12 protein-coding genes are annotated in these 16,043 nt (G+C 60.1%); 5 read left to right on the top strand and 7 right to left on the bottom strand.

Going from position 1 to position 16,043, the window contains the following annotated elements; translation table 11 throughout:
- Window positions 1–50 precede the first annotated feature (50 nt).
- The 3 genes from FJ930_RS27640 to FJ930_RS27630 form a co-directional block, all read right to left on the bottom strand.
- Window positions 51–1,589, bottom strand: a complete 1,539-nt coding sequence (locus FJ930_RS27640) for an HlyD family type I secretion periplasmic adaptor subunit (protein WP_140745297.1) — start codon at window positions 1,587–1,589, stop codon at window positions 51–53.
- A complete protein-coding gene (locus FJ930_RS27635; RefSeq protein WP_141840904.1) occupies window positions 1,586–3,772 on the bottom strand; it encodes a type I secretion system permease/ATPase in 2,187 nt (728 codons plus the stop codon). Before FJ930_RS27635 ends, FJ930_RS27640 begins: the two co-directional genes overlap by 4 nt.
- A gap of 71 nt (window positions 3,773–3,843) precedes the next feature.
- Window positions 3,844–7,452 (bottom strand): FG-GAP-like repeat-containing protein, encoded by a 3,609-nt coding sequence (locus FJ930_RS27630; protein WP_141840903.1) that lies wholly within the window; start codon window positions 7,450–7,452, stop codon window positions 3,844–3,846.
- Between the two features lie 545 nt (window positions 7,453–7,997).
- Here FJ930_RS27630 and FJ930_RS27625 point away from each other — a divergent pair.
- Window positions 7,998–8,912 carry a helix-turn-helix domain-containing protein gene (locus tag FJ930_RS27625; RefSeq protein ID WP_348642759.1) on the top strand — a complete coding sequence of 305 codons (915 nt, stop codon included), beginning with the start codon at window positions 7,998–8,000 and terminating at the stop codon, window positions 8,910–8,912.
- 473 nt (window positions 8,913–9,385) lie between these two features.
- A protein-coding gene (locus FJ930_RS27620; RefSeq protein WP_246677055.1) for an IS630 family transposase occupies window positions 9,386–10,334 on the top strand; the annotation gives its coding sequence in 2 pieces (ribosomal slippage) (window positions 9,386–9,729 and window positions 9,728–10,334; 951 coding nt in all).
- Between the two features lie 23 nt (window positions 10,335–10,357).
- Here the strand turns inward: FJ930_RS27620 and FJ930_RS27615 are convergent.
- Both FJ930_RS27615 and FJ930_RS27610 read right to left on the bottom strand, forming a co-directional pair.
- Window positions 10,358–11,281, bottom strand: a complete 924-nt coding sequence (locus tag FJ930_RS27615; protein ID WP_141840901.1) for a nucleotidyltransferase and HEPN domain-containing protein — start codon at window positions 11,279–11,281, stop codon at window positions 10,358–10,360.
- A gap of 597 nt (window positions 11,282–11,878) precedes the next feature.
- The gene (locus tag FJ930_RS27610; RefSeq protein WP_246677054.1) at window positions 11,879–12,205 is read right to left on the bottom strand and encodes a hypothetical protein; all 327 of its coding nucleotides are present in this window, start codon (window positions 12,203–12,205) and stop codon (window positions 11,879–11,881) included.
- 158 nt (window positions 12,206–12,363) lie between these two features.
- Here FJ930_RS27610 and FJ930_RS27605 point away from each other — a divergent pair, with 158 nt between their 5' ends.
- On the top strand, window positions 12,364–12,564 hold the full coding sequence (locus FJ930_RS27605; protein WP_141840900.1) for a hypothetical protein: 201 nt from the start codon (window positions 12,364–12,366) through the stop codon (window positions 12,562–12,564).
- Between the two features lie 89 nt (window positions 12,565–12,653).
- Here the strand turns inward: FJ930_RS27605 and FJ930_RS30855 are convergent, their stop codons facing one another.
- Window positions 12,654–13,019: an aldehyde dehydrogenase family protein gene (locus FJ930_RS30855; RefSeq protein WP_348642760.1), complete on the bottom strand. Its 366-nt coding sequence runs from the start codon at window positions 13,017–13,019 to the stop codon at window positions 12,654–12,656.
- Window positions 12,967–14,082 carry an aldehyde dehydrogenase family protein gene (locus tag FJ930_RS27600; protein WP_348642758.1) on the bottom strand — a complete coding sequence of 372 codons (1,116 nt, stop codon included), beginning with the start codon at window positions 14,080–14,082 and terminating at the stop codon, window positions 12,967–12,969. Before FJ930_RS27600 ends, FJ930_RS30855 begins: the two co-directional genes overlap by 53 nt.
- A gap of 226 nt (window positions 14,083–14,308) precedes the next feature.
- Between FJ930_RS27600 and FJ930_RS27595 the strand changes: the two genes are divergently transcribed.
- Both FJ930_RS27595 and FJ930_RS27590 read left to right on the top strand, forming a co-directional pair.
- Complete coding sequence (locus tag FJ930_RS27595) at window positions 14,309–15,406, top strand: GSU2403 family nucleotidyltransferase fold protein (protein ID WP_141840899.1); 1,098 nt, start codon at window positions 14,309–14,311, stop codon at window positions 15,404–15,406.
- A 359-nt stretch (window positions 15,407–15,765) separates the two neighbouring features.
- Complete coding sequence (locus tag FJ930_RS27590; RefSeq protein WP_246677053.1) at window positions 15,766–16,035, top strand: hypothetical protein; 270 nt, start codon at window positions 15,766–15,768, stop codon at window positions 16,033–16,035.
- Window positions 16,036–16,043: the final 8 nt, after the last annotated feature.

Raw genomic sequence — 16,043 nt, 5'->3', positions numbered from 1 at the left:
CGGCAATCCTTATGAATGACGGGAGGGCCCATAATAAATACACCATCGCGTCATTTCTCCCTGAGCGCCTCCGAAGCAACCTTGGCTAGCGGCGAGAGCAGGTAGTCGATCACGCGGCGGCTGTCGGTCTTGATTTCCACGGTCACCGTCATGCCCGAAGTCAGAGGGACCATTCCTCCGTTTATGTTCATCGCCTGTTCCTCGATCGCGATGGTGACCGGGAAGACGAAGCTCTGGGGCTGTCCAGCCTGACTGGTGGGCGCGGTGTTGGTCGTATTGGCGGAGGCTGCCGCATTGGCGAGGCCACGCTTGGCCTCCTGCTCCTCGACCGCTTCGGAAGCGATGCGCGTCACTGTCCCGTGCAGCACGCCGAAACGGGTGAAGGGGAAGGTATCGACCTTGATCACCGCGGTCTGGCCGGGCTTGACAAAGCCGATGTCAAGGTTGGCGACGAGCGCCTCAACCTGCAGCGCGCCCGCCGTCGGCGCCACGACGAGGAGCTGCTGCCCTGTGGTCACGACTTGGCCGACCGTGGTCACGGCGATCTGTTGCGCGATGCCATCGGCCGGCGAATAGAGCTTGGTGCGCGCGAGGCGCGCGCCCGCTTTGATAACCGCCTGTTTGGCTTCGTCCACCTTGCGTCCGGCGTCGGCGAGCTTGTTCTCGTTATCGGCTATGAATTGCAGGAGCGTCATGATCTTCTCGCTCGTTAGCTCTTTCAGCGCGGCGTCGGCCTCGATCAGTTGCCCCTCGTCCGAGGCCAGCGACGATTGCGATTTCTCCAGCTGCTGCGTGGAGTCGTAGAGATTGACCTTGCTGCCGACTTCGCGATCGAGCGCCTCCTGGCGGGTGCTGACGAGTCGCGTCAGCGTCTCGATCAACTTGTTCTGGTAGGCTATGCTCATATCGAGGCGCTGACGTGTCGCCGCCTTCTGCAAAATCTGCTTGTCACGACTCTGCAAGGCGCCGATGAGTTGGTTGAGGTCGGCCGTCAGCACTGAAGCCTCGCGCAGGCGGATCGCCTCCGGCAGCGCGACGCTCCAAATGATTCGTGGCTCGGGATCCGCGGCGGCTTGCGCCAGCTGTGCGACGATGACCTCGCCAGCGTTTGCCTCGTCCGACTTCGCAGGACCGTCCAGGACGGCGCGCGCTGTCGCGATGGCGAGGCGCCGGCGCGCGCTTTCGGCGAGGTTGGCATTGAGCGCGTCGCTTTGCGCGTTTTGCTCCGCGGCGGGTTCCGCGGGATCCATCTCCAGGAGCAGGTCTCCCGCCCTCACGCGCTGTCCGTTCTCGACATGTATTGCAGCGATCTTGCCGGGGTCGAGCGGCTGGATCACCTTGGCGTGCCCGGCCGTGTCGATTTTGCCGGGCGCCACCGCGTGCACGTCGAGCCGGCCGTAAAACGACCAGGCGAGCGCGGCAGCGAAGAAGGCGCAAATTGTCAGCATCGTCACGACGGGCAGCGGCGGCGCCGGCGTTTCCAGGATTTCGATCGCCGCCGGCAGAAATTCGCGATCGCGACCGGAGATGACCGGCGCAGGTCGGGCGACCGGCACCGGAAGGGGAGGCGGTATCGTTCTTTCGTTCATGCCCCGACCCTCGCTTGATCCGACTGCAGCGCCCAGAGCCGAGCGTAAAGGCCGCCTTCGCGCGCAAGGAGTTCCTCATGGCTTCCGATCTCGACGATCTCGCCCCTTTCCATTCCGACGATGCGCGTGCACGGGCGCACCGCCGCCAGGCGATGGGCGATAATCAGTACCGTGCGGCCGCGCACGATCGAGCGCATATTCTCCTGGACAATGCGCTCGCTCTCGTAGTCGAGCGCCGAGGTGGCTTCGTCGAAGATGAGGATGCGCGGATTGGTGGAAAGCGCGCGGGCGATGGCGATGCGTTGGCGCTGTCCCCCCGAGAGGTTGGCGCCGCGCTCCTCGATAATCGTGTCATAGCCCTGCGGCATCTGTGCGATGAACTCGTCGGCACCGGCGAGCCTGGCCGCCTGTATCACCAAAGCCCGCGGCAAAGCGGGATCGCCGAGCGCGATGTTTTCGTGGATCGACCGGTTGAAAAGGATGTTGTCCTGCAGCACGACTCCGATCTGGCGGCGAAGCCACCCTGGGTGGAGCTGGGCGATATCGATGCCGTCAAGCATCACCTGCCCAGCCTGCGGCGAATAGAGCCGTTGTACCACCTTGACCAGCGTCGACTTGCCCGAGCCCGACGCGCCGACGAAGCCGATGACCTCGCCCGCGCCGATAGACAACGTGACGTTGCGCAGGGCCTCGGTCGCGTCGGGCCGATAGCGCAGTGATACGCCGCGCACTTCGATTTCGCCCCGCGGCGGCGGCAGCGTCAACAGGTTCTGGGGCACCGGTTCCGGCGGCGTGTTCAGGATGTCGCCGAGCCGCGCCACCGAAACCTGGACTTGCTGGAAGTCCTGCCAGAGCTGCGAGAGGCGAAGGACAGGCGCAACGACCTGGGAGGCGATCATGTTGAAGGCGATCAGCTCGCCGACCGTCATCGCGCCGTTGATCACCGCCTCGGCGCCGAAGAGCAGGATCAGCGCCGTCGTCACCTTGCTCACATACTGGATGAGGTTCTGGCCGAGCGAGCCGGTGACGCCGGCGTCGAACGAGGTGCGGACGTAGGCAGCGAGCCGCTCCTCCCATTGCGCCTGCATCATCGGCTCGACGCTCGCCGCTTTCAGGGTCGGCGCCCCGACGATCGACTCGACAAGGAATTGCTGCGAGCGCGCGCTGCGGTTGAACTTCTCGTTGATCTGCTCGCGAAGCACCGGGCGGATCAGCACCGCAATCAGGAGATAGACGGGGATCGTGCCGAGCACGACCATCGTCAGCGTCGGCGAATAGATGAACATCACGACGAAGAAGACCAGAGTGAAGACGAGGTCGAGCAGCGAGGTCAGCCCCTGTCCGGTCAGGAAGTTGCGGATCGTCTCGAGTTCGCGCACCCGTGCGACCGTCTGGCCGGTCGCGCGCGTCTCGAAATAGGCGAGCGGCAGGCGGAAGAGGTGATGGAACAGGCGCCGGCCGAGCTCGACATCCATCCGGTTGGTGGTGTGGCTCAAAGTATAGGTGCGCAGGAATTGCAGGACCGTCTCGAACAGTCCCAGCGTCACCAGGCCGACGATCAGCACGGTGAGCGTGGACACTCCCTTGTGGACCAGCACCTTGTCGACGATGAGCTGGAAGAACACCGGCGTGATGAGCGCGAACAGCTGCACGAAGAGCGACGCGACCACGACCTGGGCGAGAGGCCGCCGGTAACGCATGATCGAGGGCAGGAACCAGCGGAAGCCGAACGTATTGGGATCGGTCCCCGCGCCGCCAAGCCGACGCGTCACGAGCACCACTTCGCCGGACGACAGCGCCGCGATCTCCTCGATCGCGAGTTCGTGGGCGATGGGCGCAACAGGATCGATCAGCCGCGCGCGGCCCCTCGCCGAACCCGCCGCCAGGATGCCGAAGCGCCCGTTCCGCAAGCCAAGAATCGCAGGATAGGGAACGGCGGCCAGGCGCTTGGCCGTGACGCCGCGCAGGATGCGCGAGCGCAGCTCCAGGCGATTGGCGCCGCGCACAATATCCTCGGCCGCCGCGAAGCGCCCCGTCAGCGCGAGTTGATGGCGCAGCTGTTGAATGTCGGCGGCGATGCGGTAGTAGCCGGCGACCAGGGCAAGGGCAGCGAGGCCAGAATCAAGCGCCTGGGCCGCCGAATGTGGATCGGCCGCGTCCGCTCGGCTCAAGACGCTATTCATCGGCTCCCCCTAGCTAGACTAAGACTAGGCCTCGTGTAAGGACCGCTCCGCTCTCCGCATTGTCCTGAGTTTCAGGCGACGCGATCGTGGATGATCGGGTCTACCACAAATTGTCCGAGCCCCGAGGGCCCGCCCCCGAACTGGACTGTCCCATTGCCCTCCGTGAAATGGGCCGTGCCGTCATTGATCAGGACACCCCACGTGTTTGTGTTAGCGTAGTAGGTAAGGATGTCGGGTTTTCCGTCATGGTTCACATCAATAGCAGCGTTGGCCTGCGCATTGGATTTGATGACTCCGGCGAACGAAAAGTTTCCAGCTCCGTCGTTTGACCACCACTCGCTTGCTTGGGTTACATTGTTATAGAAAAAGAGATCCAACGTGCCACTCGAATCCAGGTCGGCCAAGACACCACCATGGAACCCGGGACCGAAGTCTTGCGATGATGGGGTAAAGCTTTGACCAGTGCCATCATTTAGAAGCAGCTCTGGTGCGGATGCGACGGAACCCTTGCCGCGTAAAATATCCGCTCTCCCATCGCCATTTACGTCACCAACGCTGACCTGTTCGTAGCCAAGTCCACCGGGCAGCACGGCGCCAGAATCGGTGAAACTTCCGTTCCCATCATTTAACAGTATTTTGTCGGGAAGGGGGTTGGGGTCCGAATCCTGTACGCGACGTATGTAGAGGTCCTGAAACCCATCACCATTGAAGTCTGCGAACATTGATCCCACGGTGTTTTGGTAGAACCCATTGCTGCCAAGGTCAAAATACTGGTAGCCGGCCGTAAAATGACCTGTGCCATCATTCATATACATTATTGAGGCATTTCTTCCATTTCGAACGAAAAGGTCTTGGTCACCATCGTTATCCACATCGGCTACCGAAGCTCCCCGCTGGAAGCTCCCCGGGAACGAGTTACCTGAGTCGGCGAAACTTCCTGCGCCGTCGCCGAAGTACAGGTGGCCTGCGCCGTTGTCACCAGAAACGAAAACGTCGCCGTTACCATCCCCATTAAAGTCCGCCACCGCTGAGCCATAGTTCCACTGACCGCCATTGGAGAGGAACGTTCCTGTGTTGGAAATGCTGCCGTCTGCGCCGACTCGGAACATACTTCCACCCCCGAATTGGCCGTCAACAATCAGGTCAACTTCTGGAACAGGTGGCGTTGTACCGATGGAGTAGGTTGCTCCGGTGATGGTCGGAGGAGTGTTGAGCAAGATAGATACCGTACCATCGTCGGCGTTGGTTACGGCGATGTCGGGCCGCTGGTCGCCATTAAGGTCGCTGGTGGCGACCCAGACCGGGTTCGCGCCGACCGCATAGAGTGTCGGTGCCTGGAAGGTGCCGTCACCATTGCCGAACAGCACCGAGACGGAGTTGCTGCCCTGGTCTTGCACGACGACATCGAGTCGGCCGTCATCGTTGAGGTCGTCGACCGACAGCGAGATCGGGTTGGCTCCTCCAACGGCAAACGTCGTGTGCGGCTGGAAGGTGCCATCGCCGTTCCCGAGCAGCACAGAGATTGTTGCCGAGCCGCTATATTCATCGTCGGTCACGATCAGGTCGGATTTGCCGTCGCCGTTGACGTCGGCAATCGCGACCGCGCGGGCCTGGTCTATGCCTGCGATGCTCGTCGCCGCTTGGAAGGTGCCGTTGCCATTACCCAGCAGCACGGAAACGGAATTGCTGTAAGTGTTGGCGACCGCGAGATCGACCTTGTCATCGGCATTGAGGTCACCAATGGCAACCGAAGATGTCCCCGATCCACCGGTCGCGTATTCCACCTTCGGCTGGAAAGTGCCGTCGCCGTTGCCGAGCAGCACCGAGACGGTGTTGCTGGCGATATCCGGCACCAGGATATCGAGCTTGCCGTCTGCGTTAACATCGCTGCCGGAAATTCCGTAGGGTCCAGCACCGGCCGCATAGGTCGTCTGGCCGGCGAAGGTTCCATCACCTTGGCCGAGCAGCACGGAGATTGTGTTGGTGCCGCTGTTGGCCACGGCAAGATCGGGAGCAGCATCGCCGTTGAAGTCGCCGACAAAGATGGCCGCCGCACCTGATCCTGCCGCATATGAGGTGGCGGCGCCGAAGCTGCCGTCGCCGTTGCCGAGCAGAACAGAGACCGCTCCGGAGCCGGCATTAGCGAGCGCCAGATCGATCTGGCCGTCGCCGTTCAGATCAGCGGTGCTTACCCATACGGTAGCGCTTCCCGCTGCCGAGTACGTCACCTGCGGATGCAGGCTGCCGCCCGGCAGAACGTTGCCGGCGAGATCGGCGACGGCGGCGCCGACAAAGTCGAGTCGCACAGTGCCGTCGCCCGAGCCGGTGTCAACGGCGACTGTGTAGGCGGTGCCGCCGCTGCCGGCGACTGCGCTCACGCTTGCAATGCTGGCCCCGCTGACGCCGACCGAGCTGACCAGCGCAAACTGGCTGGCATCGACGCCCGTCACTGCCTCAGAGAACGTAACTGTGTAGTGAACCGTCCCCCCGTTCGTCACCAGCGGATCCGTCGCTATGAAACTCGTCACGGACGGCGCAACATTGTCCTCGTTGGCATCGGTCACATTGACGGTGATCAACTGGTCGTCAAAGCTGCCGGCGCTGTCGGTTACCCGAACCCGAACGTCGTAGAGCTCATCGTGGGCCGTGGGGCTTCCCGGATATGGCGGATCGAGCGGGCGCTCGTAGTCCGGGGCCTGCTTCCATGTCAGAACACCCGTTTGCGCGTCGATGTTGAAAAAGCTTCCATCCAAGCCACCCGAGATCGAATAGGTTAGCGTGTCCCCTGCATCCGGATCGGTGGCCGTGACCGTAGTTACCGCCGTTGTGTTCTCGACAACCGAGATCGCGGCGGTGTTGCCGCCGCCGCTCGAGGTGATCGTCGGACCGTCATTTTGGCCCGTTATGGTCACCGTCACGGTTTGAGTGGCCTGGTCGCCATCAACATCCGTTACAGTATACGTAAAGCTGTCATGGGCGATTTGGCCGGCTGCCAAATACTGCCAGTGAGCGCCATCAGAGGTATAGATGGCGTTGGCAATGGGGTTGCTCGGATTGGAATAGTCGGTTACCAACGCCACTGATCCATTGAGGGGCTGTGTGAACGTCAGCGTCTTCACCAGGTCAGGGATGCTGTCATTCGACAGTAGATTGACTGCTGATCCGGCGCCATCCTCCGGTGCCGAAATGGAGTCGGCCGCTAGCGAAACTGCCTGATCGGCGAGGTTCATTTTGACGCCGTTCACGTAGACGTCCATGTACTCGATGTTTTTAACAGTGAGATCAAAGGACGTGAAATGAAATGATTTCCCACCAGGCGGCTGGATGAAAGTTTGCGCAGTAGTCAAATCTTGTTGTACATCAGCGCGGATCCACTCGTTGTAACTTAGGTTCAGGCGCAGTCTATCTGCTGTACCAGACCCGCCGTCATAGGTGTCCGTCGCCCCGGCATTCTCGGCCATTGTGTAGGCGAGAGTGTCATTGCCAGAGCCGCCGACGAGCGTGTCGCTCCCACCTCCGCCGTCAAGAAAATCATTATCTGAGCCGCCATCGATCTGGTCGTTTCCGCCGCCACCATAGACAACGTCGTCACCAGAGCCAGCCGTTATTTTGAAATTATCAAAAAAGCCGCGTTTATCTATATGATCATTACCAGCCGTTCCGTTGATTGAGATCGCCATGTGTTATCCTCCCTTTGACCTTGACGGTCCATGGTCAACATAGTGAATTCGGGGAGGTTGGCGCACGACGAACGGTCAAGTAGTATCCACCCGCGAGCAGTGCTACGCAGGCCGTGTCTTGTCTCTTTCTGCAATAGTAAAATCTTGCCGAGCTAATCTCTGCCAGAAGTCCTGATCAGCTAAGGACCATTCTAAGCGCCGTTCTTCGTGCGGCGACAGCTCCCTCGGATGTTGGAGAATGCGCCCTCGCTCCGCATGTTGTCAACAATTTAATTAGAATTGTCTAATTCTACATGCTGTAACCCCAACAAGAAGCCACTTCGCGCGCTTTTTAACAGGTTAAGCGGGTTCTTCGGGTGCAACCGCAGCGCGAGACCTATCTCTGCCGCGAAGGTGAGCACAACACGTGGAGAGTCCAGGCCGGTAACTTCTCTGGGGTCGATTGCGGGTTGTTAGGCCGGCGTAGTCCATCAGCGTCGCTTTGTTCGGAGGGAAAGCGATAGCGGTGGAATGGACGATCACGATCGAGGGCAGGAACGAGTTCGGTGACGTTTGCCGGAAGGCGGTCCGTGTCGAGCAAATCGACACTCTTTAGCATAGATCTTTTGTCGGCTGACCCTGCTACTCCACCCGCCAGCATGGACATTACATTTCCCATGACGGCGACATTTGACGAGGGTCGGAAATTTGACCTGGTCATTTTGCTCGTCTCATACAACGTGGCCGACGAGGCGAAGGGAAAATTGTTCGGATGGCTTCGCAGGCAATCTGCTGCTGGAGCACATCTTTGTGGGATGGACACCGGGCCGCTGCTTCTGGCCGAGGCCGGGTTGCTCGACGGCTACGACGCGACCTGCCATTGGACCGCCATGGCCTCTCTGAAGGAACTCTCCGCAAACACGCGCATCGTCGAGCAGCTCTATTTCATCGATCGCAATCGCTCGACATGCGCCGGACAGGCCGCCAGCCTCGACTATTCGATGGCTATGTTGAGATACATGCGTGGAGATGCGCTCTACCACCTCGTTGGCAATGAGCTGATCTACACCGCGCCTCGGTCCGCCGAACTACGCCAGCGCGAGATCATCAACCCTCAGCCGTTTGTGACCAACCCGCTATTGAACCGCGCGCAACGCATCATGCAGGAGAATGTGGAAAGTCCGTTGGATATCGAAACGGTTGCCGCAAGGTGCGGAATCTCCATTCGGGAGCTGCAGTACCTGTTTCAGCGGCATCTGAACACCAGTCCCAAGAAGAGGTACATCGCTTTGCGGCTTCAGCACGCCAAGGAACTGCTGCTCTACAGCTCCATGAGCATCCGCGAGACGGGCCTAGCTAGCGGTTTTATGACACCCTCCGCCTACTACAGGGCCTTCCTAGCGGTTTTCCAGACGAGCCCGCAGGAATATCGCAATGCTTTCACCAAAAAATCCAGAGTGTACGGTCGGAATCTTTATTGAGCAGCCACTCACGTGGCGGGCTTTGCCCACGCGGTGCTGCAATGAGTAGTCTGCGCCATTGCTCAACGTCGGCTCCCGAGTTCCGGTTCACAGGACGGCAATGGCTTGTCCCGTCCTGCAAAGATGGATGCTGTTGCTCGCTGCTCCATGATGTTGTCTCAGGCGTATGCAGTGGCCGGCGATGAAGATGAATGCGCCACCGTTGTTGTTCAGGGCGTCAACCTGCCAAGCCCAGTCCATTCGCAGGTGGCGCATACTAGTCCCCTTTGCCGCAAAAGGCTTCAAACCAGCGAGTTGACGTCCGCTATCGTTTTACGCCGCATCGTATGTTCATGCTTCGTGCTGAAATAGTCGCATAAAAGGCAGTATGGAATTGAAGCTAGAGCATAATCTGACCTGATGGAATCGCGAGGGATTCCCATCGGCGAGAATATCTGATTCATCATGTCTGCTGGATATGGAGGCCAGCAGGCATGGTTAGAGCCATATCGGAGGATCTGCGTTCGCGTGTGATCGTGGCGGTTGAGGGTGGCCTGTCGCGGCGGGCCGCGGCGGATCGTTTCGGTGTTGCCCCGGCAAGCGCGGTGCGCTGGGTCCGCGAATGGCGAGAGAGCGGCGCGACGCGGGCAAAGCCCCAGGGCGGGGACAAGCGCTCCCAGCGGATCGAGGCCTATCGGGATACGATCCTGTCGGCGATCGAAGGTCAGGACGACATCACGCTGGTCGAGTTGGCTGAGTTTCTCAGGGCGGAGCATGCGGTCATGTTCGCGCCGAGCACGATCTGGCGCTTTCTCGACCGTCACTCGATGACCTTGAAAAAAAACGGCGCACGCCAGCGAGCAGGATCGGCCCGACGTGCTCGCGCGGCGACGCGCCTGGTTCAAGGCCCAGCCTGATCTCGATCCCGAACGGTTGGTCTTTATCGACGAGACCGGCGCGTCGACGAAGATGGCTCGCCTGCGTGGACGGGCAAAGCGGGGCATGCGGTGCCGGTCTCCGATCCCGCATGGGCACTGGAAAACGACCACTTTTACAGGCGCATTGCGCCTGACGGGCATGACTGCGCCGATGGTCCTCGACGGACCGATGACGGGTGAATGGTTCGCCGCTTATGCCGAGCAGGTACTGGCGCCTACGCTTCGAACTGGGGACATCGTCATCCTCGACAACCTGCCCGCTCACAAAGTCACCGCCGCCCGCCAAGCGATCGAAGCGGTCGGCGCGCGAATGCTCTTCCTGCCACCTTATAGCCCCGACTTTAACCCGATCGAAAATGCCTTCTCGAAGCTGAAGTCGATCCTCAGGAAAGCCGCCGCCCGCAACATCCCCGAGCTCTGGGACACTATCCGCGACGCGCTGCCCCGCTTCACCGCCGAGGAATGCACAAACTACTTCAGCGCCGCAGGTTACGAGCCTGAGTGATCAGATTCTGCTCTATCTTGCCCCTAACCGGCTCGCTGAGCTGCGGGGCCTGCCTCTTTTTTCAATTTTTCTAGTCGGGATCGGCAGATTAATTCGATCCGATCGATAAGATGCGAGACGCGTTCTGCAAGCCACTGAAGTGCTTCCTGCGTGATCTCGAAGTACTGCGAGTAGCGGGCTTTCACATAAGCCTCATTGAGAATGTTGAACCACGCAACATACCGCTGCTGGTCGCGAGGCCATGCCTCGGCGAGTTCCTGGGCTTGATCCTCAGAGAGGCTCCGAAGGAATTTTATGTTGTGAGAGGCAGGACTGTAGTTTGTCAGAACCAGCAACAATGATGCGTAGGCTTGCTCGATCGATTGATGAAGGAGGAACGCGCTCTCCTTAAGCCTCCCCTTGGTAGCGAAGAATTCCGCTCCCTCGGCGAATGCTCTAGCTTGAGGGAGACGCTCCGTATAGTAGTCCTCTGCCAGTCGAAACGCCTCCGCCGGGCCCGAAGGGACGGGGTTGGTGAGGGGCTCTTCATCGAGCTCGTACAGGACGATCCCGTCACGACGGATATCTACGAAGAAATATCGGCCTTCCCTTAGCGCCGTGTTCACTTCCCGGCGCGAGTGCACGATGAAGCTGACTGGTGTGTTGACCTCGCGCATCAATCGATCAGCGGCGGTCTGCCAGTAACCGGCGAAATCCGTCAGCTTTCGATTGTTGACCACCACGAGCAGATCGAAATCGGAACGGTAACCCTTCTTGGTATGCGGCTCGTCGACCCAACCGCCGCGCGCATAAGAGCCAAAGAGTATGATCTTCAGAATGCGCCCGCGCTTCTTAAAATCAGCGGTTCCTCCTTTCACGGCGTCGTCGAACTCCTCAAGCAGCAGCTCCACTGCCTTTTTGAGCTCACGCTGTTTCGGGGGCGGGAGGTGGTCGATGCTGGATTTCATAAACAAAGGTCGATCGCCCACAACGTATGCATAGCCGATATAAGCGCCGAATTCCGATAATGACGGATTTGTTCACGCGAAACAACGCAAACGTCGATTGTGTATTGTGATGTTTTTTTGCATGAATGTGAACCTTGAAACAAGCAAAATCTAGAGCTTCGACTTCCTACCGGACGCGCTGCCCGAGCGAGGAGCATCTTTCTTGAACTTCGTCTGGGGATGATCCTCTCAGCATCATCGTCGTGCCCTTGGTATCTGCATCGAAGATCGGCCTAGCTCATCACCCGAAGGGTCATTTGGACACGGGCGTTTCGGCCCTGCCGTAGGTTGCGCTGGTGTGTGCTCGATTGAAAGGGCTGGCTTTGATGTTAGCTGTCATGCGGATGAGAAGACATAATGGAAACGTTTTTTGGCTGAACGGGTGATCGGGGTTTTGAGAAGCACCGAGTTGGGCTTGGCGTCTGGCCGGATTCGAAAGATGAAGACCCTCGACGCAAGGTCCTTTCTGACGAGAGCTGTCAACCGCCGCGCGCGTACCGTTGGTGGACTGGAACGCCCCTTTATGGAAGAACCTGTCCGTCCCGACGCGAGCGGCTTTCACCCGCACGCCCCGTTCTCAAGGTCCCGGATGAAGACCAGAACTGCTTCGACCTGGCCGTCGGCGACAAGCTCGGCCGCCGTGCGATGGCCATAGTCGGCGATCGGTTCATTGCGGTACCAAAAGATCGCCTTGTCGATGTCGCCGGTAAGTTCCGTCGCCGCCGAAATCACCTTGACCATTTCGCGCATCCGGCCCTGCAGGTGCTCTGATGCGGGATTGCGAAGCGTGTTGCGGTGAACCCCCGTTAACTGGGCTAGGTTGGCCACCTTCACGCCCAGCGCCTGCGACAGCGCAACAGCGTCTGTGTCATGGACCAGAAGCATCCGCTCGCCGAGAGCGAATGGGTCCGGCTGGAGGATTTTTGCCGATATCCGTTCGTGTCGTTAGGCGAGCTCTACTTCCGGCGCAACCGTGACGGAGCCAGGCTTCTGGAGGCGACGGCAGCCAACACCGTCGCCGACATCTTCCAGTCGTTCCTGGCTTGCGCGCTGGTCAGGGGCCTTCGCTGGATGTCGTCGATCCGTTCACGGCAGACTTCTATTCCGCGTTCGGACTGGCACTCAGTGCAATTGAGCTCGACATTCCGTTTCGCATCTCGATCATCGTCAACAATCGGTCGGCGACGGGGGCGGCGGTCGGTAAGGTCATCGAGGCGGTGACCGATCTGATCGTTCAGGACTGAAGGACGGATGCGGAATAACAGGCCATCACTCGAAGCGGACAGGTGCCCGGCGCAATTCGGACTGCAGCTTTGCGCCTTAGCTGCGCGCTCTACATCTCGGTCACGAACTTCGTCCGCAGAAAGGCGTCGAGGCCTTCGATGCCGCTCTCGGAGCCGTAGCCGGATTCGTTGACGCCTCCGAACGGTGTTTCTGGCGTCGACACCATCATGTGGTTGACGCCGACCATGCCGGCCTCCAGCGCCGCCTCGGTCTTCTGCGCGAGGCTGAGGTCGCGGGTGAAGACGAAGGAGGCCAGACCGTAGGGCAGCGCGTTCGCGCGCTCGATCATGTCGTCGAAGGTTGAGAAGGTGGTCGTCGGGGCGATCGGCCCGAACGGCTCCTCAGACATGATCCGCGCCGTATCAGGCACATCCTTCAGCAATGTCGGCGCGTAGAAGTAGCCTTTGTTGCCGATCCGGTTGCCGCCGTGACGACGCTCGCGCCCTTCGCGGTGGCATCACTGAGAAACCGTCCATCGCGTCGAGGCGCCGGGGAGCGATCATCGGGCCCATCTGCACGCTTGTATCGAGGCCGTCCCCGATCTTGAGCTTCTGCGCGCGTGAGGCAAACCCATCAATGAAGCGGTCGTAGACAGCTTCATGCACATAGAAGCGGGTCGGCGAGGTGCACACCTGGCCGGCATTGCGGAACTTGAAGGCGACGACGGTATCGAGTGTCTTGTCGAGATCAGCATCCTCATAGACGATGACCGGAGCATGGCCGCCCAGCTCCATGGTGGAGCGCTTCAACGTCTCCGCCGCCTGTTTCTGCAACAGCTTTCCAACCGCGGTCGAGCCGGTCAGCGAGACCTTTTTCGGGATAGGCGAGGCGATCAGATAGGATGAGACTTTGGCGGGTTCACCGAAAACGATGTTGAGCACGCCTGTCGGCAGTCCGGCCTCTTGGAAGCAGCGGGCGATTGCCACGGCCGTTCCCGGCGTCTCTTCCGCCGGCTTCAGGATGATCGAGCAGCCGGCGCCGAGCGCACCCGAGATCTTGCGGATGACGTTGCTGGCCGGAAAGTTCCAAGCGGCAAAGGCAACGACCGGTCCGACCGGCTCCTTGAAAACCATCTGCCGCACGCCGGGTAGCCGGGCAGGGACGATGCGGCCGTAGGCGCGCTTGCCTTCCTCGGCATACCATCGGGTCGCGTCCGCCGCGAACTGCACCTCGCTTGTGGCCTCGGCCAGCGCCTTGCCGTTTTCCATCGTCAGAATGCGGGCGATGGTGTCCTTGCGTTGCTCGATCAGGTCGGCGGCCTTATCCATGATCGCCCAGCGCTGCATCGCGGTCATCGTCTTCCACAGCCTGAAGCCTTTGAGCGACGCCGCGAGAGCGCGGTCGAGATCGGCTTCTGTGGCATGCGGCACGGTCGCAAGCGCCTCCTCGCTGGCGGGATTGATCAGCGTTTCGGATTTGCCGTCCGATCCTTGGCACCACACGCCGTCAATCAGCAGCTCGATTGTCTCTGGATACATGTCCTGGCCCTTTCCGGCGCGGCGGTCCGCGGAAGCCGCGGGCAGATTGCACGTCACAAGAAAATCTCCGCGACCCCTGCTCAGGCAGGCCGAGGGTCTGCTCGAACCAACCTTGGATGATGCGACAGAGTTATAAGAAATATGCAGATTTCTTATAACTCGCTTGCCACTCTTGAGCTCATGCCGCTATAAGACAAACTCATTTTTCTTATAACGGAGCCGGCGCATGAGGACGGTCGACCTCGTTTATCGCACGATGTATGCGGAACTCGTTCAGCGATGCCTTGATGCATCCTTCGAAACCGACTTCTCAACGGCGGGAAATTTCGTCCGGGTTCCGGTGAAGGGGCGGGACTATTGGTATTTTGAGGAAACCCAACCCAAGAAAACGCGGAAGTATGTCGGCCCCTCCGACGATCCCGAGATCGCGAAACGCGTTGAAGCCTTCCAAGAGATCAAGGAAGACCTCCGCAGCCGAAGGAAACTCGTCTCCACGCTGACCCGCGAAGCAGGACTGACTGCACCGGACCGGTTCACTGGCGATGTGGTTGAAGCCATGGGAGTAGCGGGAATCTTCCGCCTAAGAGGCGTGCTCGTCGGTACGGTTGCCTTCCAGACGTATGCGGGACATCTCGGCGTAAGATTGCCCGGTGCTTCATTGCAAACCGGCGATGCCGATTTCGCGCAGCACTACTCGATCTCGTCGTCAGTCGAAGACAGCCTGCCGCCGATCTTGGAAATCTTGAGAGAGATTGACCCAACCTTCAGGGAGATCCCCCACAGATCGGATCCCGGACACGCCACGCAATTCGAGAATGCAACGAGATACAAGGTCGAATTCCTTACCCCGAACCGGGGATCCGATGACTACATCGACCACGCCAGCCCGATGCCAGCACTGGGCGGGGCTTCAGCGCAGCCCTTGCGTTTTCTCGATTTCCTGATCCGCGAGCCCATCCGGGCTGTGTTGCTGCATCGGTCGGGAGTGCCTGTAACCGTGCCGTCGCCGGAACGCTATGCAGTTCACAAGCTCATCGTCGCGTCTCGCAGAAAATCAGATGCAAACGGCGTCGCCAAGCGCGAAAAAGACGTCTATCAGGCCAGCCTCCTTGTCGAGGCACTGGAGGCCACACGTCGCAAAGACGACCTTGCAACAGCGTTCTCGGAAGCGTGGGGCAGGGGACAGCACTGGCGCGAGGCGATGCTGAAGGGCCTTGACCTGATGCCGCCGAAGAAACGACAGGAAGTTGAGGAGACAGTCAGAAAGGCCCTTGTCGAGATCGGCGAGGAGCTGGACGGCTTCAACTCGGCCGTGAACTCGTAGCCAGCAAAAAGGGGCGACCCGAAAGCCGCCTGCCGCTCGGGCTGGGGAAGACACTCGTTAATCAGGATCGCGTATGATCGACGAGACGTCACTGTGGGCCATCCGCGACCTGCTGCGGGCCTGTCCCGACCTTGTGGAGGGCAAGACCACCGGCACTGCTCGAGATGATTGATGAACTGCCCCTTGGCCGATCATGGCCATGGTGAACGAGCTCCGCGGTGTGGTGCACCAACGGCACGCCCTTGCCGGAATGATTTATCTCTACGCCCGCCGGCTCAGAACACGCGCCGGCGGAGCTCGACGCTTTCGAATGGGCGATGGTCGAGGTTTTCGGCCACAGCAGCCACGCAGGGAAGGCCATGGAAGTCAAGCGCTTCGGGGCCAAGATGATGCGGATCGACGTGCCGAAACTGATCATGGAACCGATAGTCGAGGGTCAGCCGCTGTCCTATGCGGTCGAAAGCTCGGTCACCCACTTTTACGGCGGTAGGTCGATCTTCTCCTACACGCTGACCGACGAGACCAACGTGATGCGCATCAACCGGCGCCTAGCGCCGCCGCCCCACCGGTACTTGCCGCCGCCACACCGGGACGAGGACGATTTCGGAGGCGATCGCTATGATGACTGAACGCCTGC

The sequence above is a fragment of the Mesorhizobium sp. B2-4-15 genome (genome assembly GCF_006658505.1).
Classification (GTDB): Bacteria; Pseudomonadota; Alphaproteobacteria; order Rhizobiales; family Rhizobiaceae; genus Mesorhizobium.
This window is presented reverse-complemented; position numbering and strand designations above follow the sequence as displayed.